The sequence below is a fragment of the Mycolicibacterium brisbanense genome (assembly GCF_001570425.1).
Taxonomy (GTDB): domain Bacteria; phylum Actinomycetota; class Actinomycetes; order Mycobacteriales; family Mycobacteriaceae; genus Mycobacterium; species Mycobacterium brisbanense.
In genome coordinates this window covers 19126-40345 of record NZ_BCSX01000020.1, presented here as the reverse complement: position 1 = coordinate 40345, position 21220 = coordinate 19126, and the positions used below count along the sequence as shown (strand labels likewise).

The following is a 21220-nucleotide window of genomic DNA, read 5'->3' as shown; positions in this document are numbered from 1 at the left end:
ATTCAGACGACGGCCAGCGGCAGCACTCCCGGACGCACCGGCGCCGGCAGGTCGGACTCGCCCATCAGATAGGCATCCACCGCATGGGCCGCGCTGCGCCCCTCGGCGATGGCCCACACCACCAACGACGCCCCGCGGTGCGCGTCACCGCAGACGAACACACCCGGTGCGTCGGTCTGCCAGTCCGACCCGCAGGGCAGTGCGCCGCGCCCGTTGAGTCGCAGGCCGAGGCCATCGAGCAGGGCCATGTGTTCGACGCCCTCGAACCCGATGGCCAACAACGCCAGATCGCACGGGATCTCCAGCGATTCCCCGACCGGGGTGATCTGGCGGCGGCCTTCGGCGTCGCGGGTTACCCGCACTTCGGCGATCTCCAGCGCCCGAAGATGACCGGTTTCGTCGCCGATGAACCGCTGGACCGCCACCTCGAAGTGGCGGGCCCCGCCCTCTGCATGGGCCGGCGATGTGCGCAGGACCAGCGGCCACGTGGGCCAGGGCGTGAGAGATTCGTCCCGAACTCCCGGCGGCTCGGGGTTGTAATCCAGCTGCGTCACCGATTTCGCGCCCTGGCGGTGCGCGGTGCCCAGACAGTCGGCCCCGGTGTCGCCACCGCCGATGATGACCACATGACGCCCAGCGGCCGACAGCGGTGACGGCCCGTCGCCCTCGCATTCCCGATTGGCCGGTACCAGGTGCTCCATGGCCAGATGCACCCCGGCCAACTCGCGGCCGGGCACGTCGTTGTCGCGGGCCCGCAGGGCACCGACCGCCAGCACGACGGCCTGATGCCGGGCCCGCAACTGCTCGACGGACAGGTCGACACCCACCTCGCATTCGGTGACGAACCGAGTGCCTTCGGCCCGCATCTGGGCCAGCCGCTGATCGAGCACCGACTTCTCCAGCTTGTACTCGGGGATGCCGTAGCGCAGCAGCCCACCGAGCCGGTCATCGCGCTCGTACACCGTGACGTCGTGGCCCGCACGGGTGAGCTGCTGGGCCGCGGCCAGTCCCGCCGGACCCGAGCCCACCACCGCGACGCTCTTGCCGGTCCTGATCGCGGCAGGCTGCGGCTCGACCGTCCCGTCCAGCCAGGCCTGGTCGGCGATGGTCTGCTCGATGCGTTTGATGGTGACGCTGCCGCCGGTCTGCTCCTCGCTGATCGACAGGACGCAGGCCGCCTCACACGGCGCCGGGCACAGCCGGCCGGTGAACTCGGGGAAGTTGTTGGTGGCGTGCAGCCGGTCGCCTGCCGCGTCCCAGCGGCCGCGACGCACCAGGTCGTTCCACTCCGGGATCAGGTTGCCGAGCGGGCATCCCGCGGTTCCCGAGTGGCAGAACGGAATACCGCAGTCCATGCAGCGGCGGGCCTGCTGCGAGACCTCGCCGGCCCGCTCATGGGGGTTCTGTCGCTCGTACACCTCACGCCAGTCCCCGATGCGTTCATCGACGGGCCGCTTGGCGGCCTCGATCTTGGGTACTCGCAGGAATCCGGTCGGATCAGCCACGGCTGGCCTCCATGATCGCATTGTCGACATCGCGGCCCTCTGCTTTGGCCATCCGCGTGGCCTGCAATACGCGCTGATAGTCGGTCGGCATGATTTTGGTGAATTGTGAACTGCGCCTTGACCAGTCGGACAACACCGACTTGGCCACGGTGCTGCCGGTGTACTGGGCGTGGCGGGTCACCACGGTCTGCAACCAGGCCAGGTCTTCGGGCTCGAGGGCCTGCAGCTGCACCATCTCGGTGTTGACCTTCGCGGGGTCCAAGCCCAGCACGTAGGCGATTCCACCGGACATGCCTGCAGCCATGTTCCTGCCTGTGCGTCCCAGCACCACGACGCGGCCGCCGGTCATGTATTCGCAGGCGTGGTCGCCGACGCCTTCGGCAACGGCCAACGCTCCAGAATTGCGCGCGCAGAACCGTTCTCCCACCCGGCCGCGCAGGAAGACCTCACCTGAGACAGCCCCGTAGAGCAGGGTGTTGCCCGCGATGACGTTGTCCTCGGGCAGGAACAACACGTCGTCGGGCGGACGCACGATCACCCGGCCACCGGAAAGGCCTTTGCCCACATAGTCGTTGGCGTCGCCGATGAGATCGAGGGTGATACCAGGCGGCAGGAACGCCCCGATGGACTGCCCGGCCGATCCGGTCAGGGTGACGTGGATGGTGTCGTCGGGCAGCCCGGTGGCACCGTAGCGGCGGGTCACCTCGGATCCGAGCAGGGTGCCGACCGTGCGGTTGACGTTGCGCACCGGCAGCTCCAGCCGCACCTGGTGGGCATCCTCCAGCGCACCCTCGGAAAGCTGGATCAGGGTACGGTCCAGGGCCTGCTCCAAGCCATGATCCTGGCCGCGCAGCCGGCGGCGTTGGGTCAGCTTGGCGCCGTGGGGATCGGTGGATACCGCGAAGATCGGGCTGAGGTCCAGCCCACGGCTCTTCCAGTGCGCGACGCCGGACGCGGTGTCGAGCATCTCGGCGTGGCCGACCGCCTCGTCGATGCTGCGGAAGCCCAGCTCGGCGAGGTAGCGGCGGATGTCTTCGGCGATGAAAGTGAAGAAGTTCTCCACGAACTCGGGCTTGCCGTTGAACCGGGCCCGCAGTTCGGGATTCTGGGTGGCGACCCCGACCGGACAGGTATCGAGGTGGCACACCCGCATCATGATGCAGCCCGCCACCACCAGCGGCGCAGTCGCAAAGCCGAACTCCTCGGCGCCCAGCAGCGCAGCCACCATGACATCGCGCGCCGTGCGCAGGCCGCCGTCACACTGCACGGTGATGCGGTCGCGTAAACCGTTGAGCACCAACGTCTGCTGGGCGTCGGCCAGGCCGATCTCCCACGGGGCCCCGGCATGCTTGAGCGAGGTCAGCGGCGCGGCACCGGTGCCGCCGTCGTACCCGGAGATCAGCACGACGTCGGCGTGCGCCTTGGACACGCCGGCGGCCACGGTGCCGACCCCGACACTGCTGACCAGCTTCACGTGGATGCGTGCCTCGGAGTTGGCGTTCTTCAGGTCGTGAATGAGCTGCGCGAGGTCCTCGATCGAGTAGATGTCGTGGTGCGGCGGTGGCGAGATGAGCCCGACTCCGGGGGTCGAATGCCTGGTTTTGGCGATGCTCGGGTACACCTTGTAGCCCGGAAGCTGCCCGCCCTCACCAGGTTTGGCACCTTGAGCCATCTTGATCTGGATATCGGTGGCGTTGACGAGGTAGTCGCTGGTCACGCCGAAGCGGCCCGACGCGACCTGCTTGACCGCGCTGCGCCGCAGCGGGTCGTAGAGCCGTCCGACGTCCTCGCCGCCCTCACCGCTGTTGGACCGGCCCCCGAGCCTGTTCATGGCGATGGCCATGGTTTCGTGGGCCTCGGCGGAGATCGAGCCGTAGCTCATCGCGCCGGTGTTGAACCGCGCGACGATCGCTTCGACGGGTTCCACCTCGTTGAGCGGGACCGGCGCCCGCAGCCCGCGTTTGAACTCGAACAGGCCGCGCAGCGCACCGCCTTCGCGGGACAGCCGATCGACCTCCTCGGAGTACCGGGCGAAGATGTCCCGTCGGCCGGTCCGAGTCGAATGCTGCAGCAGGAAAACCACTTCCGGGGTGAAAAGGTGCAGTTCGCCCTCGCGGCGGAACCCGTATTCCCCGCCGACCTCCAGCCTGCGATGGACGCGTTCGGTCGGGTTCTCCGGGTAGGCCCGTCGATGCCGCAGCTTGACCTCCTCGGCCAGCACGTCCAGGCCGACGCCGCCGAGCTGGCTGGTGGTACCGGTGAAGTACTCCTCGACCACTCCCCGATCGAGACCGATAGCCTCGAAAACCTGTGCTCCGGTGTAGGACCCGACCGTGGAGATGCCCATCTTGCTCATCACCTTGACCACGCCCTTGCCGAGAGCCTTGACGTAGTTGCGGACCGCGGCAGCCGGCTCGATACCGGTGAGCTCACCTTCCCGGATCAGATCTTCGATCGACTCGAACGCCAGATACGGGTTGACCGCAGCCGCGCCGAAGCCGATGAGCATCGCGATGTGGTGCACCTCACGGGCGTCACCGCTTTCCACCACCAGTGCCACTTTGGTGCGTTCCTTGGTGCGGACCAGATGGTGGTGCACCGCCGACACCGCGAGCAATGATGGGATCGGCGCCCGGGTGTGGTCCGAGTCGCGGTCGGAAATCACCAGGGTGCGTGCACCTTTGGCGATAGCCTCGCTGGCACGCTGCCGCAGTTCCTCGACGGCGTCGGCAAGGCCCTCGCCGCCACGTTCGACGTCGTAGAGCGCACGCAACACCGTGGAACGCAACCCGGGGTGTTCGCCATCGTCGTTGATGTGGACGATCTTGCTCAACTCGTCATTGTCGAGAACTGGCCAGCGCAGCACGATCTGACGGCACGACGCGGCACCGGGCTCGAGCAGGTTCTCCTCCGGCCCCATCACCCGGGCCATGGAGGTGACCACCGCTTCGCGGATGGCGTCCAACGGCGGGTTGGTCACCTGGGCGAACAGTTCGACGAAGTAGTCGTAGAGCAGGCGCGACCGCGACGAGAGCACCGCCGTCGGTGTATCGGTGCCCATCGATCCGAGGGGCTCGGCACCCGACGCCGCCATCGGCGTGAGCAGGATCCGCAGCTCCTCCTCGGTGTAACCGAACGCGATCTGCCGGCGCACCACGGATTCGTGGTTGGGCTGCAGGCGGGCGCGATCCGGCAGGGTGGCGAGGTCCAGCAGACCGGCGTGCAGCCACTCTCCGTACGGTTCGGCCTGCGCCAACTGCTCCTTGATCTCGTCGTCGGACACGATGCGGCCTGCCGCGGTGTCGATCAGGAGCATCTTGCCGGGCTGCAGCCGGCCCTTGGCCACGATCTCGCCCGACGGCACGGCAAGCACGCCACTCTCGCTGGCCAGGATGATGCGGTCGTCGACCGTGCGCCACCACCGCCCGGGGCGTAAACCGTTGCGGTCCAAGACCGCTCCGACCAACGTGCCATCGGTGAAGGTCACGCAGGCCGGGCCGTCCCACGGCTCCATCAGCGAGGCGTGGAACTGCCAGAAGTCCCGCTCCGCCGAGTCCATCGTGGTGGCGTTCTCCCAGGCCTCCGGAATCATCATCAGCACCGCGTGCGGCAGGCTGCGACCGCCCAGATGGAGCAGTTCCAGAACCTCGTCGAAGGACGCCGAGTCCGAGGCGTCCGGCGTGCAGATCGGCGACAGCCGGCTCAGATCCCCGGGTATGTGCGCGCTGGCCAGCATCGCTTCGCGGGCGTGCATGCGGTTGCGGTTGCCGCGAACGGTGTTGATCTCACCGTTGTGCGCCACGAAGCGGAAGGGATGGGCCAGTGGCCACGACGGGAACGTGTTGGTCGAGAACCGGCTGTGCACGATCGCGATGGCGCTTTGGCAGCGTTCGTCGCGAAGATCCGGAAAGTACTGGGGCAGCTGCATTGTCGTCAGCATGCCCTTGTAGACGATGGTCCGGCTGGACAGCGACGGGAAGTAGACGCCACAACGCTCCGCGCGTTTGCGCAGCGGGTAGACGCGCCGGTCCAGGTCGATACCGCTCGGCCGGACACCCGAGACCTCGGGCGCGGCAACGAACAGTTGAGCCATGTAGGGCATACAGCCAAGAGCCGTCATGCCCACGCCGGCGCCATCGGGGTCCACGGGCACCGCACGCCAGCCCAGGACCTCCAGATCCTCTTCGGCGGCGATGGCTTCGATCCGTTCACGGGTGGCCTGGCGATCCACCGGGTCCTGCGGCAGGAAGCAGATGCCGGCGGCGAATGTGTTCGCCCCGTCAGCGGTTGGGGCGGGCAGAGCGAAGTCGACCACCTCGCTGAGCAACTCGACCGGCAGCTGAAGCAGGATGCCTGCGCCGTCGCCACTGTTCGGTTCGGCTCCGGCCGCGCCGCGGTGCTCGAGGTTTTCGAGTGCTTCGAGTCCGTTGGCGACGATGCCATGGGACCGTCGCCCTTGAATATCGGTGATCATCGCGACGCCGCACGAGTCGGCCTCGTTTGCAGGGTCGTATAGGCCCTGAGCGTCTGGCAATGCCGAGTAAAGCACGTGAATCGCACCTCCACAGTCCGGAACATCCATGCTCCGGGACTGCACCGGCCCGAACTACGAGTGTATCAGCGCAGGTCGGCGGCTACATCCCGATGAATGTCGGAGTCAGCGGGAAACCGGGGAGATTGCGGATCACGGTCCAGATCACGGCGGCGACCAGGATGGTCGCGACGGCCGGTGCCGGGAAGATCGGCTTGCCCAGCCGCCAGCGCACCAGAATCCAGGCGGCCAGCAGCGGTAGCCCGACCAGCGCGAAGGCGTTGTCGACAACCGCGGCGCCCAGGTCGCCGTGCAGCACATCGTGCGTCATCCGTAATCCACCGCACGCCGGGCAGTTCCAACCGGTCATCAGCCTGAACGGGCATGGCGGGAACAGGAATCCGGGACGGTGTGGGTCGGCCACCGCGGTGTAGGCAAGCGCCCCGGTGAGCATGACGCCTGCGCCGAGCGCGCCGTAGCGCGTCGACGTGGTGCTGAGTCCGGAGTTAGGTGCCATCGCGCAGCGGACGGCCGTACTGGTCGCGCACCTTGTCGGTGAAAATGAGGATCGCGTCGATGACGCCCCAGATCCAGGCGCCGATGCCGCACGTGAGAATCCCGACGACCAATTGAATGACGCCCATCGAGGTGTCACCGATGTAGATGCGCCCGATACCCACGAGCCCGAAGAAGCCCAGCAACTGCAGCAGCCCCGCGGTGACCTTCGACTTGTCCGACAACGGCTCGCCAGTCAGCGGATGCCGGCCATACGGAGCCGACGGATCGACATACGCCGGGGGCGGGTAAAAGCCATTGGGTTGCCCGTAGCCCGGCGGCGGGTACCCCGGCCCCGGCGGCGGCCCGTAGCCGGGCGGTGGCGGTGGATAACCCGCGGGCGGCGGGAACGGCGGTACCGAGCCTTCGGCACCGGCGCCGTAATCCGGGCGATCGGTCATGTTCACAGCATGCCAGAACCCGACGCCTTCAAGTCGCCGTCACGGCCAGGTTCTGGCGTGATGTCAGCGCCGGCGTTGCCACCACCGACGACGCTGCGGAGCGGGTGCCGGCGGTGTCGGTGTGCTGGGCGTGGCCGCGGCAACCTCAGTGGTCTCGGGCTTGGCCGATTCCTGTTCTGCCGCAACGGATTCAGCGTCCTCAGTCGCCCCGTCCGTGCCCTCGTCGTCGGTCGCCTCGGGTGTGTCGCTCTGTGCGTCCTCGGCGTCGGGCTTCTCCGGCTGCGCTGCGTCGCTATTCGACTCCGACGTTTCAGCCTCGGGCTCCTCGGCTTCGTCGGCTACCGCCTCTGTGGCTGCTTCGTCCTCGGTGGCGGTCTCCGGCTCGCCAGACTGCTCGGCCTCAGACTCCTCGGCTTCGGCGTCCGCGTCTGCGGCGGGTTCGGTCTCGGACTCCGCGGCTTCGGGTTCAGGCTCCTCGGCGTCGCTGTCGGACTCCGAGGCTTCGGCCTCGGGAGGCTCGGGCTCGTCAGACGGCTGTGCCTCAGACTCCGCTGCCTCGGTGTCGGTGCCGGGTTCCGCGTCTGCGGCGGGTTCGGTCTCGGACTCCGCTGCCTCGGCTTCACGCTGCTCGGCGCCTTCGGACTCTGAGGCTTCGGCCTCGGTCTTCTCCGGTTCGTCAGTCACGGCCTCCGTGGCCGCTTCGTCCTCGGTGGCTGTGGTCTCGGGCTCGTCAGATGGCTGGGCCTCAGATTCCGCGTCTGTGGCGCGTTCGGTTTCGGACTCCGCTGCCTCGGCTTCAGTCTGCTCGGCGTCGCTGTCGGGCTCCGTGGCTTCGGCCTCGGTCGTCTCGGGCTCGTCGGCCACGGCCTCTGTGGCTGCTTCGTCCTCGGTGGCCGCTTCTTCCTGTATGGCCGTGGTCTCCGGCTCGTCAGATGGCTGGGCCTCGGACTCCGCTGCCTCGGGTTCAGGCTGCTCGGCGTCGCTTTCGGGCTCGCCGGTCACAGCCTCGGTGGCCGCTTCTTCCTGTGTGGCCGTGGTCTCCGGCTCGTCAGATGGCTGGGCCTCAGACTCCGCGGCTTCGCCGTCGGCGCCGGTTTCCGCGTCTGCGGCGGGTTCAGTCTCAGCGTCGGGGGTTTTGACCTCGGTTGACGGTTCGGGCTCGAGCTCCGCGTCCTCGGCTTCAGGCTCCGGCTGCTCGGTGTCGCCTTCGGCCTCGGCCGCCGCCTCGGGCTCGGCCGACGGTTCGGCGTCAGACTCCGACTCGGTGTCTGACTCGCCCTCATGTTCGGGTTCGGCGGTAACGGCTTCCGCGGCGTCGGGCTCGGCGTCAGCCTCGGCAGCGGGCTCGCCGTCGCCGGTCGGCTCGGCGACTGCCTCATCTTCCGACTCGGTCGCGGCGTCTTCGGTGACCGAATCGGAAGCAGCTTCAGCATCCTCCGACTCAGCCTCGGCGGCGGGCTCCGCTGGTGCATCGACTTCAGCAGGTGTTGCTTCTTCAGCCGACGCGGATTCGGCGACCTCTTCGTCGCCGGCTTCGGCCGTTTCAGTCGTGTCGCCGGCGTCGACAGGCTCGTCGTCGGTCTGCGGAGCGATGGCCTTCAACTCGACCGCAGCGGCGGCATCGGCGCCTTCGTCCTCTGCCACGGCGTCCGGGTGCATGTCCTCGGAATGTTCGTCTGCGGTATCGGAATCGCCCGCGACTTTGGCGGCCGCCACGACGCCCGTCGCGGCCGCGACGCCGACCAGGTCCTTGCCCAACTCGTCGACGACCGATTCATCGGAATCGTCACGCGGACGACCCGCCAAGGTGGCCGGTTCCTCGCGGCCCTTGGGGGCCAACATGATGTAGACGACGGCGCCGATGAAGACGAACGTCGAGGTGAAAGTGTTGATGCGGATACCGGCCAGATGCGTGGCGGCATCGCTTCGCATGAGTTCCACCCAGAACCGGCCCACGCAGTACCCGGCCACATACAACGCGAACAACCGGCCGTGGCCGATCCGGAACCGGCGGTCGACCCAGATCAGCAGGGCGAAAATCAGCAGGTTCCACAGTAATTCGTAGAGAAAGGTGGGATGTACGACCGCCAGCACGGTGCCGTTGGAGACGCCGTTGAGTTGATCGGGCAGACCGGCGGCGTTGCGCCGATCGTAGATTTCCAGGCCCCACGGCACCGTCGTCGCGCGACCGTAGAGTTCCTGGTTGAAGTAGTTGCCGAACCGGCCGATCGCCTGAGCCAGGACGATTCCCGGTGCGATGGCATCGCCGAACGCGGGCAACGGAATTCCGCGGCGCCGGCAAGCGATCCAGGCGCCGACCGCGCCGAGCGCAACCGCACCCCAGATGCCGAGGCCACCCTCCCAGACCTGAAACGCCGCGGCCAGGCCCTTGCCCTCGGGCCCGAAGTAGGTGCGCCAATCCGTCATGACGTGGTACAGCCGGCCGCCGACGAGGCCGAAAGGCACAGCCCACAGCGCGATGTCGTAGATGACGCCGGGCTCACCGCCTCGCGCCGCCCACCGCCTGTCACCGATTATCAGTGCCGCGACGATCCCGGCGATGATGCACAGGGCATACGCACGGATCGGTACCGGACCCAGATGCCAGACGCCCTGTGACGGGCTGGGCAGGTACGCGAGGACGGTTGTGGTCAAGCCGAAATCCTTTGCCGAACACCGGTGGCCAGTTCTTCGGTGAGCGCGCGCACGGCGTCGAGCCCGTTCTGCAAAGCAGAGACAAGGGCTGATCCGACAATCACACCGTCAGCGAAGGCCCCGATTTCGGCGGCCTGCTGTCCGGACCGCACGCCGAGTCCGACTCCGACCGGGATGTCCGAGATCTCCTTCACCCGGCTCACCAGCTCGGGGGCCGCGCTGGAGACCGCGTCGCGGGCCCCGGTGACACCCATGGTCGATGCGGCATAGACGAATCCGCGGGAGGCTTGCACGGTGGCCGCCAACCGCTGCGGCGTCGACGACGGCGCCACCAGAAAGATCCGATCGAGCTGATGGGCATCCGAGGCCGCCAGCCAATCGTCGGCCTCTTCCGGGATGAGGTCGGGGGTGATGAGACCGTATCCGCCGGCCGATGCGAGATCCCGCGCAAAAGTGTCAACCCCCTTGCGCAGCACCGGGTTCCAGTAGGTCATCACGACCGCGCGGCCACCGGCGTTGCTGATCGCCTCGACGGCGGCGAGAGTGTCGCGCACCCGGACGCCCCCGGCCAACGCAGTCTCGGTCGCCGCAGCGATGGTCGGCCCGTCCATGCCGGGATCCGAATACGGCACGCCGACTTCCACCAGATCACAACCGGATTCGACCAGCGCGGTCATCGCCGCGATGGACGTCGGCACATCGGGGAAACCGGTTGGCAGGTAGCCGATCAGGGCTGCCCGTCCTTCCGCTCGGCACCCGTCGAACAGTTCCGCCAACCGGCTCATCAGGCGCCTCCCTCGTCAAGCAGGCCGAACCACTTGGCCGCCGTTTCCACGTCCTTGTCACCACGACCGGAGACATTGACCAGGATGATCGCCCCGCTGCCGAGCTCCTTGCCGAGCTTGAGCGCCCCGGCCACGGCATGCGCCGATTCGATGGCCGGGATGATGCCCTCGGTCCGGCACAACAACGAGAACGCATCCATCGCTTCGGTGTCGGTGATCGGCCGATAGTTCGCGCGGCCGGTGTCCTTCAAGTAAGCGTGCTCGGGGCCGACACCCGGGTAGTCCAGGCCGGCCGAGATCGAGTGGGATTCGACGGTCTGCCCGTCCTCGTCCTGCAGCAGGTACGAGAACGAACCCTGGAACGCGCCCGGTGACCCCCCGGAGAAGGTGGCTGCATGGCGTCCGGTTTCCACACCGTCACCGGCGGCTTCGAAGCCCACCAGCCGCACGCCGGGATCGTCGATGAAGGCGTGGAAGATGCCGATGGCGTTCGATCCGCCACCCACGCACGCAGTCACGGCGTCGGGCAGCCGTCCGGCCTGGTCCTGGATCTGCGCCCGCGCCTCCAGCCCGACGACGCGCTGGAAATCGCGCACCATGAGGGGGAACGGGTGCGGGCCTGCCGCGGTCCCGAAGCAGTAATAGGTCTCGTCGGCGTTGGTGACCCAGTCGCGGAATGCTTCGTTGATCGCGTCCTTGAGGGTTTTCGACCCGGCCTCCACCGAGACCACCGTCGCCCCGAGCAGCCGCATCCGCGCCACGTTGAGCGCCTGCCGCTGAGTGTCGACGGCACCCATGTAGATCACGCACTCGAGGCCGAGCAGGGCGCAGGCGGTCGCGGTCGCGACGCCGTGCTGCCCTGCGCCGGTCTCGGCGATCACCCGGGTCTTGCCCATCTGGCGAGCCAGCAACGCCTGTCCCAGGACGTTGTTGATTTTGTGAGAACCGGTGTGGTTCAAGTCTTCCCGCTTGAGGAACAGCCGTGCCCCGCCGGCGTGCTCCGAAAGCCGAGTGGCCTCGTACAGCGGCGACGGCCTCCCGGTGTAGTGCCGTTGCAGCCGGTCGAGCTCATCGAGGAACGCCTGGTCGCCGCGGGCCTTTTCGTAGGCCGCGGTGACTTCCTCGATCACCGCCATCAAGGCTTCCGGCACGAGTCGGCCACCGTAAGAACCGAAGTGGCCCCGGGCGTCGGGATCATGGACCGTGGGTTCGGCCACGGCTGCGCTGGAACGCGGCAGCTCGGGCCCGGCGATATCCGCCATCAGTGTGCCTCTTCGCGACAGCGGCTCATTGCCGATTCAACGAGCCGGTTTCGGGCAGGACGGGTGGGTACCCGCGGTCACCAGATCGGCCACCGCGCTTCGGGGGTCACCGCTGGTGACGAGTCCCTCACCGACGAGAACGGCGTCTGCGCCCGCGCCGGCGTATGCCAGGAGATCGGCCGTTCCGCGGACACCGGATTCGGCGATGCGGATGACGTTGCTGGGCAGCCCCGGCGCGATACGTCCGAAGCAGTCCCGGTCGACCTCCAGGGTCTTGAGATCCCGTGCGTTGACACCGATCACGCGGGCGCCGGCCTGCAGCGCACGGTCGGCTTCCTCTTCGGTGTGGACCTCTACCAGAGCCGTCATACCGAGCGACTCGGTGCGCTCCAGCAGGGACTCGAGCACGGGTTGTTCGAGCGCGGCGACGATGAGCAGCAGCATGTCCGCGCCATGCGCGCGCGCCTCGTGAATCTGATACGGCTTGACGATGAAGTCCTTGCGCAGCACCGGAATTGACACCGCGGCGCGCACCGTGTCCAGATCGGCCAACGAGCCATGGAACCGGCGCTCCTCGGTGAGCACGCTGATCACCCGGGCGCCGCCATCCTCGTAGGCACGGGCCAACTCCGCCGGGTCGGCGATGTTGGCCAGTGCCCCGCGGGACGGGCTGGCACGTTTCACCTCGGCGATGACGCCGATCCCGGGTTCGCGCAACGCTGCCATCACGTCCAGTGGTGCGGGTGCATCCAGGGCGCGCGCCTTGATTTCCTCAAGGCTGATGACGGCCTCGCGAGCCGCAACGTCGGCGCGGACTCCTTCGATGATGGAGTCGAGCACAGTGGCCGAACTCATCGCCGTCGATTCCTTTCCGGTGCGCCCGGGACGATCCCGGTGGACCTCACTCGAAGGGTAGTCGTCGCCACACCTTCTGCTGTCACCGACCCTTGTTGTCCGGATCGGACTGCTCGCCGTTCTGCCCGCCCGTCGGATCGTGCCCCTCGTCGAGGGCGTCCCAGATCATCCGTTCGGACATTGGGGCGTCGGCGTTCTCGCCCTGCGCGGCGGCCCGGCGGGCCCCCGGCGCCGCATAGCGTGGCGCTACCGCGCGTGCTCCGGTCGCCGACCGCATGAGCAGCACCGCGCCTGCGAGTGCGCAGACCGCGGCAACCAGGGTCAGCACGGCGCCGCCGTAGTACTGATGGGTGCCCGTCAGTTGCACCACCGGCACCAACGCCAGGTCCGCGGCACGGACCGCGACGTCCTTGGCCACCCACAAGCTGATTCCCAGATAACCCATACCGGCACTGGCGACAGCGACCAGCAGAGCCAGCAGCCGCAACAGCCAGCCCCGCACCGCCAGAACCGCGACCGCGGCCGCCAGCACCACCAGTGCGAGCGGGATCAACGCCGTGGACCACATGGCACCGGTCAGCACGGTGTTCTTGGGTTGCCCCAGCCCGTCGAACGACGACACCTGCACCCACGACATCCGCGACGCGCCCCACAGGGCCAGGGCGGCTGCCACGAGCAGAACCTGCGCGATCCGCATCATGGTTCGGTGAGCGTGTCGGCGGCGGCGATCGCGTTGAGCACCGCTTTGGCCTTGTTCGCCGACTCGTTGTACTCGTAGGGACCGTTGGAGTCCGCGACGACTCCCCCGCCCGCCTGCACGTAGGCGGTGCCGTTGCGCATCAGGGCGGTGCGGATGGCGATGGCGAAGTCGGCGTTGCCGGCGAAGTCGAGGTAGCCGAGCACACCGCCGTACAGGCCGCGCCGCGTCTTCTCGACCTCCTCGATGAGTTCCATGGCCCGCACCTTGGGCGCACCGGACAGGGTGCCGGCCGGGAAGCAGGCGGTCACCGCGTCGAGCGCGGTCTTGCCGTCCGCGAGTTCGCCGGTGACCGTGGACACCAGGTGCATGACATGGCTGTAGCGCTCGATGTGGCTGTAGTCCTCGACCCGCACGGTGCCGGGTCGGCATACGCGGCCCAGGTCGTTGCGGCCGAGATCGACCAGCATCAGGTGCTCGGCGCGTTCCTTGTCGTCGGAAAGCAGTTCCTTCTCCAGCAGCACGTCCTCTTCGTCGGTGGCGCCGCGCCAGCGGGTTCCCGCGATGGGATGGGTGGTGGCCCGCCCGTCGGTAACGGTGACCAACGCCTCCGGGCTGGAGCCGACGATCGAAAAGTCAAGTCCGCCTTCGACATCCGGGACGTTGAGTAGATACATGTACGGGCTCGGGTTGGTCACCCGCAACAGCCGGTAGACATCGAGCGGATCGGCCGTGGTGTCCATTTCGAATCGCTGCGACGGCACCACCTGAAACGCCTCGCCGGCCTCGATGTCGCCGACCAGTTTCTCGACGATGGCCGAGTACTCCTCGACGGTGCGCTGTGCCCGGTGCTGGGGCTCGGGGCGGCTGAAGGTCGCCACCGCCGAGGCCAACGGTTGCCCGAGGGCCGCGGTCATCACGTCCAGGCGGGCGACCGCGTCGTCGTAGGCCCAGTCGACACGATCATCGGTGGCATTCCAGTTGACCGCGTTCGCGATCAGCGTGATGGTGCCCTCGTGGTGGTCGACCGCTGCGATGTCGGTGGCCAGCAGCAGCAGCATGTCGGGCAGGCCGAGGTCGTCGACGGCCAGTTCCGGCAACCGCTCGAGGCGCCGGACCATGTCGTAGGCGAAAAAGCCCACCAGCCCGGAAGACAGGGGCGGCATACCGGGCACCGCGGCGGTGGCCAACAGCTCGAGCGTCGTGCGGACCGCCTCGAGCGGATCGCCCCCACTGGGGGCGTCCTGCGGCGTCGTGCCCAGCCACACCGCCTGGTCGTCGCGGACAGTCAACGCCGACGGTGCGCCCGCACCGATGAACGACCATCGCGACCACGACCGGCCGTTCTCGGCCGATTCCAGCAGGAACGTTCCGGGCCGGTTGGCGGCCAGCTTGCGGTACGCCGACAGTGGCGTCTCGCTGTCGGCCAGTACCTTGCGGGTCACCGGGACAACCCGATGCTCGGCGGCCAGCGCCCGGAAGTCCTCACGCGACGTGGTGGAAGCAAGCGTGTGCACGCAGATGATCCTCCCAGACTGGACGCAACAGGTCGGCGTAGCGTGGACGCCCATGACAGCTCTTAAGACGGGTGACACCGTTGCCGAGTTCGAACTTCCTGATCAAACCGGCACAGTGCGCAGTCTGACGAGTTTGCTGGCCGACGGTCCCGTTGTGCTGTTCTTCTATCCTGCGGCGTTGACCCCCGGCTGTACCAAGGAGGCCTGCCACTTCCGTGACCTGGCCGCCGAGTTCGCCGCCGTCGGTGCGTCCCGGGTCGGTATCAGCACCGACCCGGTCGCCAAACAGGCCAAGTTCGCCGACATCCAGCGGTTCGACTATCCGCTGCTGTCCGACGCCGACGGGAAGGTGGCCAGCTACTTCGGTGTCAAACGTGGCCTGCTCGGCAAGTTGCTGCCGGTCAAGCGGACCACGTTCGTCATCGACACCGACCGCACCGTGCTCGACGTGATCGCCAGCGAGGTCAGCATGGACACCCATGCCGACAAGGCGCTGGAGGTGCTCAGGGCGCGTTGACCGCGCGCAGCACCGCCGCCATCGACGCGGCGAGCACCGAATCGCTGCGACCGCAGGCCCAGCCGGTCGTGCCTGCGCAGCGGTACTCCAGGTAGCTGACCGCCTCGCGGCCAATGGATTGCTGCGTCAGGCTCAGCACCTCGACATCCCGCCCGACGGCCCTCAGCGCCGCCGTCAGCGCATCCAGTGGGCCGATCCCTCGGTGCGTGCTGGTTCGGGTCTGGCCGTCGACGACCAGGGTGATCTCGGTGGTCTCATCGCGGCCGGTGTGCCAGTCCTTCAGCTCGACCGGGCCACCGGGTTGCAGATACGCGGCGTCGAAGAGGTCGAACAGCTCGGCGGCGGTGACCTCCGCACCGTGGGTGTCGGTGTGCTCCTGGACGCGGCGGGCGAAGTCGATCTGTAGCCGCCGGGGCAGGTCCAGGCCGTAGTCGGTGAGCAGCAGGTAGGCGATGCCGCCCTTGCCGGACTGTGAGTTGACCCGGATCACCGCGTCGTAGGTACGTCCGATATCGGCCGGGTCGATCGGCAGATACGGTACGCGCCAATCGATTTCCCGCTCGGATCGGCCTTCGGCCTCGGCCCTGTCCCGATGTTCGGCCAGGCCCTTCTTGATGGCGTCCTGGTGGGTGCCGGAGAACGCGGTGTGCACCAGATCGCCGACGTAGGGATGTCGTTCGTGGATGGGCATGCGCGTGCAGTAGGCGACGGTGCGGGCGATCTCGTCGATGTCGGAGAAATCGATCATCGGGTCGACGCCCTGGGCGTGCAGGTTCAGCGCCAGGGTCGCGATGTCGACGTTGCCGGTGCGTTCGCCGTTGCCGAAGACACAGCCCTCGACCCTTTGTGCGCCGGCCAGCACCGCGAGCTCGGCGCACGCGATACCCGTGCCACGGTCGTTGTGCGGGTGCACCGAGAGGATGACGCTGTCCCGACGCGACAGGTTGCGGTGCATGTACTCGATCTGGTCGGCGTACACGTTCGGGGTCGCCACCTCGACGGTCGCAGGCAGGTTCAGGATCACCGGCCGATCCGGGCGGGCCTGCCACAGTTCGGTGACCGCCTCGCACAACTCCAGCACGTAATCCGGTTCGGTCAGGTTGAACACCTCGGGCGAGAACTCGAAGCGGACATTGGGCAGGTCACCGGCGAACTCGAGGACATCGCGGGCCCCCGACAGGATCAGCTCGCGCAATTCGGAGCGGTCCTTGCCCAATACGACGTCGCGCCACACCGGCGCGGTGGCCGTGTACATATGGATGACGACCTCGTTGCGGACGCCTCGCACCGACTCCACGGTGCGCTCGATGAGGTCGCGGCGGGCCGGTGTAAACACCGCGATTCCGACATCGGCCGGTGCGATGTCGGACTCGGCCAGCAGCCGCACGAAGTCGTAGTCCGTCTGCGATGCCGACGGGTAACCGACCTCGATCTCCTTGTAGCCCATGGCCACCAGCAGCTCGAAAAAGCGTCGCTTGCGCGCCGGGTCCATCGGCTCGGCCAGCGCCTGATTGCCGTCACGCAGGTCCACCGGAACCCACAGGGGTGCCGCGGTGATTCGGGCATCTGGCCAATGTCGCTGGGTGAGTGGAACATCCACGCGATCGAAGACGGATGCGTAGCGATGGGACGGCATCGTCGAGGGCTGCTGCCGGTTCCACGTTGGGGTCTGGTTCATGCGGGTGTGCTTTCTGCTCGGTCGGTGTCGGATCGACCGGCGCAACGACAGCCCCGCGGCAGGGGGCCGGTCGGTCAGGCCCTGCCGAGGCAGCTAAGGAGAAGCAGACGCGTCATGATGGCTAGAATATACACAACTCCTCAGACAAGTAGAGAGGTTGCGATGATTTCGCAGGTGCAACGGCACCCCTTGGCTGCGCAGACGGCGCAATTGCTGCTGACGCGGATCCGAGACGGCGAGTGGCCGCTCGGCCACCGACTCCCCGGTGAAACCACACTGGCCGCCCAGCTCGGGGTCGGTCGCTCGACGCTGCGGGAGGCCATCCGCGAACTGGCAGGCAAAGGGGTGCTGGAAAGCCGCCAGGGCGCCGGCGTGTTCGTCCGGGCGTTGGATGCCGCCGAGGACTGGGACACCGTGCTGCGCAGCGCAAACATCGCCTCGGTGATCGAAGCCCGCATCGCCATCGAGGCCGAGGGCGCGGCGTTGGCGGCAGCCCGGCGCACCCCGGCAGATGTGCGGGCGATTCGGCGGACCCTCGCGGCCCGCGGTGTGCCGGGACAGTCGGTACCCGAGCACGTCGACGCCGACATGGCGTTCCACCGCGCCGTGATCGCCGCCGCGCACAACGACGTACTGACCCAGTTGTTCGACGCGTTCCTGCCGCGGTTGCGGTTGGCGATGATCGACATGCTCAAGATCCGCCCCATCGCGTCCGACCCCTGCGACCACGACTTGCACCAGCAACTGGCCGACGCGATCATCGCGCGAGATCCCGACGCGGCTGCGGCCTCCAGCCGAACCCACCTCAGCGCACTGAAGGAATCCTTTTGATGACACCGGTTTTGGAGATCAGCGACGTCACATTCCGCCGCGACGGCAAGCAGATCATCGACGGCATCTCGCTGACCGTGCAGGCCGGGGAGCACTGGGCGCTGCTGGGGCCCAATGGCGCGGGCAAGAGCACGCTGCTGGGATTCTGTGCGGCCGTGACCTTTCCGACCACCGGCACGGTGCGTGTGCTGGGCGGGCAGATGGGGCGGACCGATCTTGCGGTGCTGCGGCGGTCCATCGGCCACGTCAATCCCCGGCACCGACTGCAGTATCCACTGACCGTGCGCGACGTCGTGCTCACGGGGATCACCGCCACCATCGACACCGCGGCCCGCTGGACGCCCAGTGCCGAACAGATAGCCCGCGCCGAAGAACTCATCGATACCGTGGGGCTGGCCGCGCGCGTCGACGCGACATGGCCGACGCTGTCGCAGGGCGAGCGGGGCCGCACGCTGATCGCCCGCGCGCTGATCTCCGATCCTCAACTGCTGTTGCTCGACGAGCCGACCACGGGTCTGGACGTCGCAGCCCGCGAGCAGTTGCTGGAAACCCTTGACACCCTGGATGATTCACATCCGGACATGGCGTCGATCCTGGTGACGCACCACCTTGAGGAACTGCCGACGTCGACCACGCATGCCTTGCTGATCGCGCACGGGCGCACCGTCGCGAGCGGGCCGGCGCGGGAGACGGTGACCACCGATCACGTCACGACGGCGTTCGCGCATCCGGTCGAGGTCGGGTTCCACGACGGCCGCTGGACCGCACGAGCCAAGGCCGGGCCCCGAATCCGCTAACCCGCGGGCGCCTCCCGGCGGCGCCGACGGGCTTCGCGATGCCGGTTCACCGGGGTGGTGTCCAGAACCCGGGTGACCATGGTCGCGAGGAACCTGGCGGGCTGCAGCTGCGGAGGCACTGTGTCGTGGCGGATCGCAATGTCGGGAAGTGCTGCCAGCGCCTCGTCCACCGCGGCGGTTTCGACGTCGACAATCTCGAAAAGTGCGTCGGGCTGGGCCTTTTCGAGGCTGTCGACCTCGTCGTCCTCGACCGGCGCCGCCACGTCGTAGTCGATCATCACCAGTGCGACGGCGTGGTAGGCGTCGTCCTCGGTGCCGAGTTTGCCGAGCAGGTCGATCAGCCACTCGGCCTTGTCGGGCTCACTGGTCAGGATTGTCGAGCGCAGGCCGTAGACGAAGCCCAGGGCAGCCATTGGGTGGCGCAGCCGCAGATTCTTGGCGTCGCCGTAGCTTTCCTCGACCCGGTTGGCGGCGTTCTTGCCGAAGCTGGAGTCCATCCGCTTGGTGCTGATGAGAAGTTCCGGCCCGGTGTCCCAGTCCGACATCAGCACGTCGACCTGCTTCATGTAGTGCTTGCCGAGGATGCTGGCGCTGGAGCCGGCGACGCCCTTCATGGCCCGCCGTAACCGATGCTCGATGAGCTGGCGTTCCTTGAGCGGCAGCGCCTCGAGCAGGTTGGCGATGGCGCTGGGCATGATCCGTGGTTCGGCGGCCCGTGGCCACACCGCGTCGGAGTCGAATCCGGCCCGCCGCAGCTCATAGGCCAACCACACGTCGAGCGCCAGCGCCGGAACGCCGGTGGTCGACGGGGCGTCGAGGTACAGCGGCACACCCAGAAGCTTGCGCAGCACCCGGAAGTCGGGTCTGTACGTCAGCTCCTCGCCGCAGCGCACCCACGGGTTGGTGTGCTCGCCGCCCGACGCGGCATCGGCGACGATCCGGTCGAAGATGGCCCAGGCAGTGGCTTTCGTCGACGGTTCAGCGGGCACGCCGAGACCTTACCGCCCGCCGCGTGGCCAATGAATGCCGCGCTGTGCGAATGGATTCCAGATCCGACAATCCGAGTGCGTCGTCGACCAGATGCACCGCGTCGAGCAACTGACCGTTGCGCAGCAAGGCCCCGGCCCGTCGCCGCACCGCACGCAGTTGCGCTGTCCTTTCGACGATGAGCTCGGGCGCCGGCATCAACCACCGATCCGCTTCGCGCGGTTCGATTTTCAGTATGCCGCCGCCATAAGACCGGCCGGTCATCTCGGCGTGCAGCAGCGTCACCGAATTCAGGGCCGCCAACGGCAGCAGGTCGCGCCCGAGGGTGGCCAGCCCGTCGCGCAGATACACACCGTGCACCGAGTTGAGGTGATGCGCCTTGACCCGGTTGGTCACCAACCGTGGGGTGTCGGCGTTCATGCACGTCAACAGCAAGTCCGCGGGCGCAACCACGGGCACCACGTACCACGGGTTGCGCACCCGGCACTTGTACGCCAGATGCACCCCGGCAGCGTGACCGGCGTCAAGGTAGCGCTGAGCGGCCGCCGACAACCGCCCTGCCGGCCGGAACAACTGCGTGGACTTGCCCTGCTCCCCCAGCTGCGCCAACTGATCGGCGCTGAGCGTGAGCCCGCGCAGGTGGGCGCTGCCGGGCGGGGACAACGGCAGCAGATCGGTGCGGCGCAGTCCCAATTCGCGCACCCGTTCCGGAGACAACGCGAAGAAGCCGTTGTTGCCGGTCACCATGCCCAGCGTGGTGTCCCCCCACAGCTCCAGGTGAGCGAAGCGACCCGCGGTGTGCAACGCGTGCAGCGCGTCGACGGGGCCATTGCCGATCAGCCCGCTGACCCACTTGTCGGCGGGGTCGCGCGGCGACCAATTGCGCTGTACCAGTTCAGAAGTCAGGGATTTGGCGTTGTGGGCACGATGGATGACGGCGTGGCCGGACGGTCCCTGATCGAACCCGTCGGCCAACAGCAGCACGATGTCGGCTTCGGCCTCGGGAAACACCTGCTCGTCGAACATGACCAGCTCGACGTGGGCGAACCGGTCGAACAGGAACTTGCGCACCGCGGCCGCATAGTTCACGCTCAGTAGCTCCGCGGGCAGCACCAGCGCCATCCGGCCGCCGGGCCGCAGGAAGAGCGCGGAATGCACGGTGAAGGCCGCCCAACTGGACGCCAACCCGGAGAGTGCCACGCCGGCCTGCAGCGCCGCGCGCCGCGACTGCGCCCGCACCTGCCCACGAAAATCCTGGTAGCGGATGTAGGGCGGATTGCCGATCACAGCCGTGTATTCCGGCCGCGGGGAGACGTCGAAGAAGTCGGCGGTGCGGATGTGTGCCGTGCCACCGGCCTCGGCAACCCGGCGCCGCGCGGCGGCCGCACTGGCGGCGTGGATCTCGACACCGTCGACCCGTGGTGCCGCGGCGCCGAGACGCTGCAGCCGCTCGGTGGCGGCGAGCAGAAACGCCGCGTCCCCCGCCGACGGCTCGAACACCCGGTCTTCGGCACTGCGAACAGCCCACCGGGTGAGATACCGAGTGATCTCGACGGGCGTGAAGAAGGCGCCACGCGCCTTGCGCGCCGCGGCGGAATCGCCGTCGGAATAGGCTGCGCTGTCGGTCACCCCGTCATTGTTATCGAA

Annotated in this window: 16 protein-coding genes; 3 read left to right on the top strand and 13 right to left on the bottom strand. The window is 67.9% G+C overall.

The genetic code is table 11. From position 1 onward, the window contains the following. Nucleotides 1-2 precede the first annotated feature (2 nt). From RMCB_RS09550 to RMCB_RS09505, 10 genes are all read right to left on the bottom strand, one after another. Nucleotides 3-1505, bottom strand: coding sequence for a glutamate synthase subunit beta (locus RMCB_RS09550; RefSeq protein ID WP_062828595.1), 1503 nt, complete (start codon nt 1503-1505; stop codon nt 3-5). Continuing rightward, entirely contained in the window at nt 1498-6054 is a 4557-nt protein-coding gene (gene gltB, locus RMCB_RS09545) for a glutamate synthase large subunit (protein WP_062828650.1), read from the bottom strand. The genes RMCB_RS09550 and gltB overlap by 8 nt, the downstream gene beginning before the upstream one ends. A gap of 85 nt (nt 6055-6139) precedes the next feature. Next, nucleotides 6140-6553, bottom strand: coding sequence for a DUF2752 domain-containing protein (locus RMCB_RS09540; RefSeq protein ID WP_029367121.1), 414 nt, complete (start codon nt 6551-6553; stop codon nt 6140-6142). Further along, a complete protein-coding gene (locus RMCB_RS09535) occupies nt 6543-6992 on the bottom strand; it encodes an NINE protein (RefSeq protein WP_062828649.1) in 450 nt (149 codons plus the stop codon). Before RMCB_RS09535 ends, RMCB_RS09540 begins: the two co-directional genes overlap by 11 nt. A gap of 63 nt (nt 6993-7055) precedes the next feature. Beyond that, complete coding sequence (gene lgt / locus RMCB_RS09530) at nt 7056-9647, bottom strand: prolipoprotein diacylglyceryl transferase (protein WP_063979596.1); 2592 nt, start codon at nt 9645-9647, stop codon at nt 7056-7058. Further along, nucleotides 9644-10432 (bottom strand): tryptophan synthase subunit alpha, encoded by a 789-nt coding sequence (gene trpA, locus RMCB_RS09525; RefSeq protein WP_029367124.1) that lies wholly within the window; start codon nt 10430-10432, stop codon nt 9644-9646. Before trpA ends, lgt begins: the two co-directional genes overlap by 4 nt. Then, a complete protein-coding gene (trpB, locus tag RMCB_RS09520) occupies nt 10432-11694 on the bottom strand; it encodes a tryptophan synthase subunit beta (RefSeq protein WP_062828594.1) in 1263 nt (420 codons plus the stop codon). The genes trpA and trpB overlap by 1 nt, the downstream gene beginning before the upstream one ends. Nucleotides 11695-11730: 36 nt before the next feature. Continuing rightward, nucleotides 11731-12549, bottom strand: coding sequence for an indole-3-glycerol phosphate synthase TrpC (gene trpC, locus RMCB_RS09515; RefSeq protein WP_029367126.1), 819 nt, complete (start codon nt 12547-12549; stop codon nt 11731-11733). An 82-nt stretch (nt 12550-12631) separates the two neighbouring features. Beyond that, nucleotides 12632-13249 (bottom strand): TIGR02234 family membrane protein, encoded by a 618-nt coding sequence (locus RMCB_RS09510; protein WP_062828593.1) that lies wholly within the window; start codon nt 13247-13249, stop codon nt 12632-12634. Next, nucleotides 13246-14763: an anthranilate synthase component I gene (locus RMCB_RS09505; protein WP_062828592.1), complete on the bottom strand. Its 1518-nt coding sequence runs from the start codon at nt 14761-14763 to the stop codon at nt 13246-13248. Before RMCB_RS09505 ends, RMCB_RS09510 begins: the two co-directional genes overlap by 4 nt. A gap of 52 nt (nt 14764-14815) precedes the next feature. Here RMCB_RS09505 and RMCB_RS09500 point away from each other — a divergent pair, with 52 nt between their 5' ends. Then, the gene (locus RMCB_RS09500) at nt 14816-15280 is read left to right on the top strand and encodes a peroxiredoxin (RefSeq protein ID WP_062828591.1); all 465 of its coding nucleotides are present in this window, start codon (nt 14816-14818) and stop codon (nt 15278-15280) included. Here RMCB_RS09500 and RMCB_RS09495 read toward each other — a convergent pair. Further along, a complete protein-coding gene (locus RMCB_RS09495; protein WP_062828590.1) occupies nt 15267-16958 on the bottom strand; it encodes a 2-isopropylmalate synthase in 1692 nt (563 codons plus the stop codon). The two genes, RMCB_RS09500 and RMCB_RS09495, sit on opposite strands and share 14 nt — an antisense overlap. Before the next feature lie 162 nt (nt 16959-17120). Here RMCB_RS09495 and RMCB_RS09490 point away from each other — a divergent pair, with 162 nt between their 5' ends. Both RMCB_RS09490 and RMCB_RS09485 read left to right on the top strand, forming a co-directional pair. Next, entirely contained in the window at nt 17121-17789 is a 669-nt protein-coding gene (locus RMCB_RS09490) for a FadR/GntR family transcriptional regulator (protein ID WP_062828589.1), read from the top strand. Then, nucleotides 17789-18586 (top strand): ABC transporter ATP-binding protein, encoded by a 798-nt coding sequence (locus tag RMCB_RS09485; RefSeq protein ID WP_062828588.1) that lies wholly within the window; start codon nt 17789-17791, stop codon nt 18584-18586. The genes RMCB_RS09490 and RMCB_RS09485 overlap by 1 nt, the downstream gene beginning before the upstream one ends. Here the strand turns inward: RMCB_RS09485 and RMCB_RS09480 are convergent. Then, entirely contained in the window at nt 18583-19575 is a 993-nt protein-coding gene (locus RMCB_RS09480) for a hypothetical protein (RefSeq protein WP_062828587.1), read from the bottom strand. The genes RMCB_RS09485 and RMCB_RS09480 overlap by 4 nt on opposite strands. Further along, nucleotides 19565-21202 carry an N-6 DNA methylase gene (locus tag RMCB_RS09475; protein WP_062828586.1) on the bottom strand — a complete coding sequence of 546 codons (1638 nt, stop codon included), beginning with the start codon at nt 21200-21202 and terminating at the stop codon, nt 19565-19567. The genes RMCB_RS09480 and RMCB_RS09475 overlap by 11 nt, the downstream gene beginning before the upstream one ends. Nucleotides 21203-21220: the final 18 nt, after the last annotated feature.

Bases quoted from the DNA above. Each gene is read 5' to 3' on its own strand.
- RMCB_RS09510 (WP_062828593.1), bottom strand. From the start codon at position 13,249: ATGATGCGGATCGCGCAGGTTCTGCTCGTGGCAGCCGCCCTGGCCCTG.
- trpC (WP_029367126.1), bottom strand. From the start codon at position 12,549: ATGAGTTCGGCCACTGTGCTCGACTCCATCATCGAAGGAGTCCGCGCC.
- RMCB_RS09485 (WP_062828588.1), top strand. From the start codon at position 17,789: ATGACACCGGTTTTGGAGATCAGCGACGTCACATTCCGCCGCGACGGC.
- RMCB_RS09540 (WP_029367121.1), bottom strand. From the start codon at position 6,553: ATGGCACCTAACTCCGGACTCAGCACCACGTCGACGCGCTACGGCGCG.
- trpA (WP_029367124.1), bottom strand. From the start codon at position 10,432: ATGAGCCGGTTGGCGGAACTGTTCGACGGGTGCCGAGCGGAAGGACGG.
- RMCB_RS09490 (WP_062828589.1), top strand. From the start codon at position 17,121: ATGATTTCGCAGGTGCAACGGCACCCCTTGGCTGCGCAGACGGCGCAA.
- trpB (WP_062828594.1), bottom strand. From the start codon at position 11,694: ATGGCGGATATCGCCGGGCCCGAGCTGCCGCGTTCCAGCGCAGCCGTG.
- RMCB_RS09500 (WP_062828591.1), top strand. From the start codon at position 14,816: ATGACAGCTCTTAAGACGGGTGACACCGTTGCCGAGTTCGAACTTCCT.
- RMCB_RS09535 (WP_062828649.1), bottom strand. From the start codon at position 6,992: ATGACCGATCGCCCGGATTACGGCGCCGGTGCCGAAGGCTCGGTACCG.
- RMCB_RS09495 (WP_062828590.1), bottom strand. From the start codon at position 16,958: ATGAACCAGACCCCAACGTGGAACCGGCAGCAGCCCTCGACGATGCCG.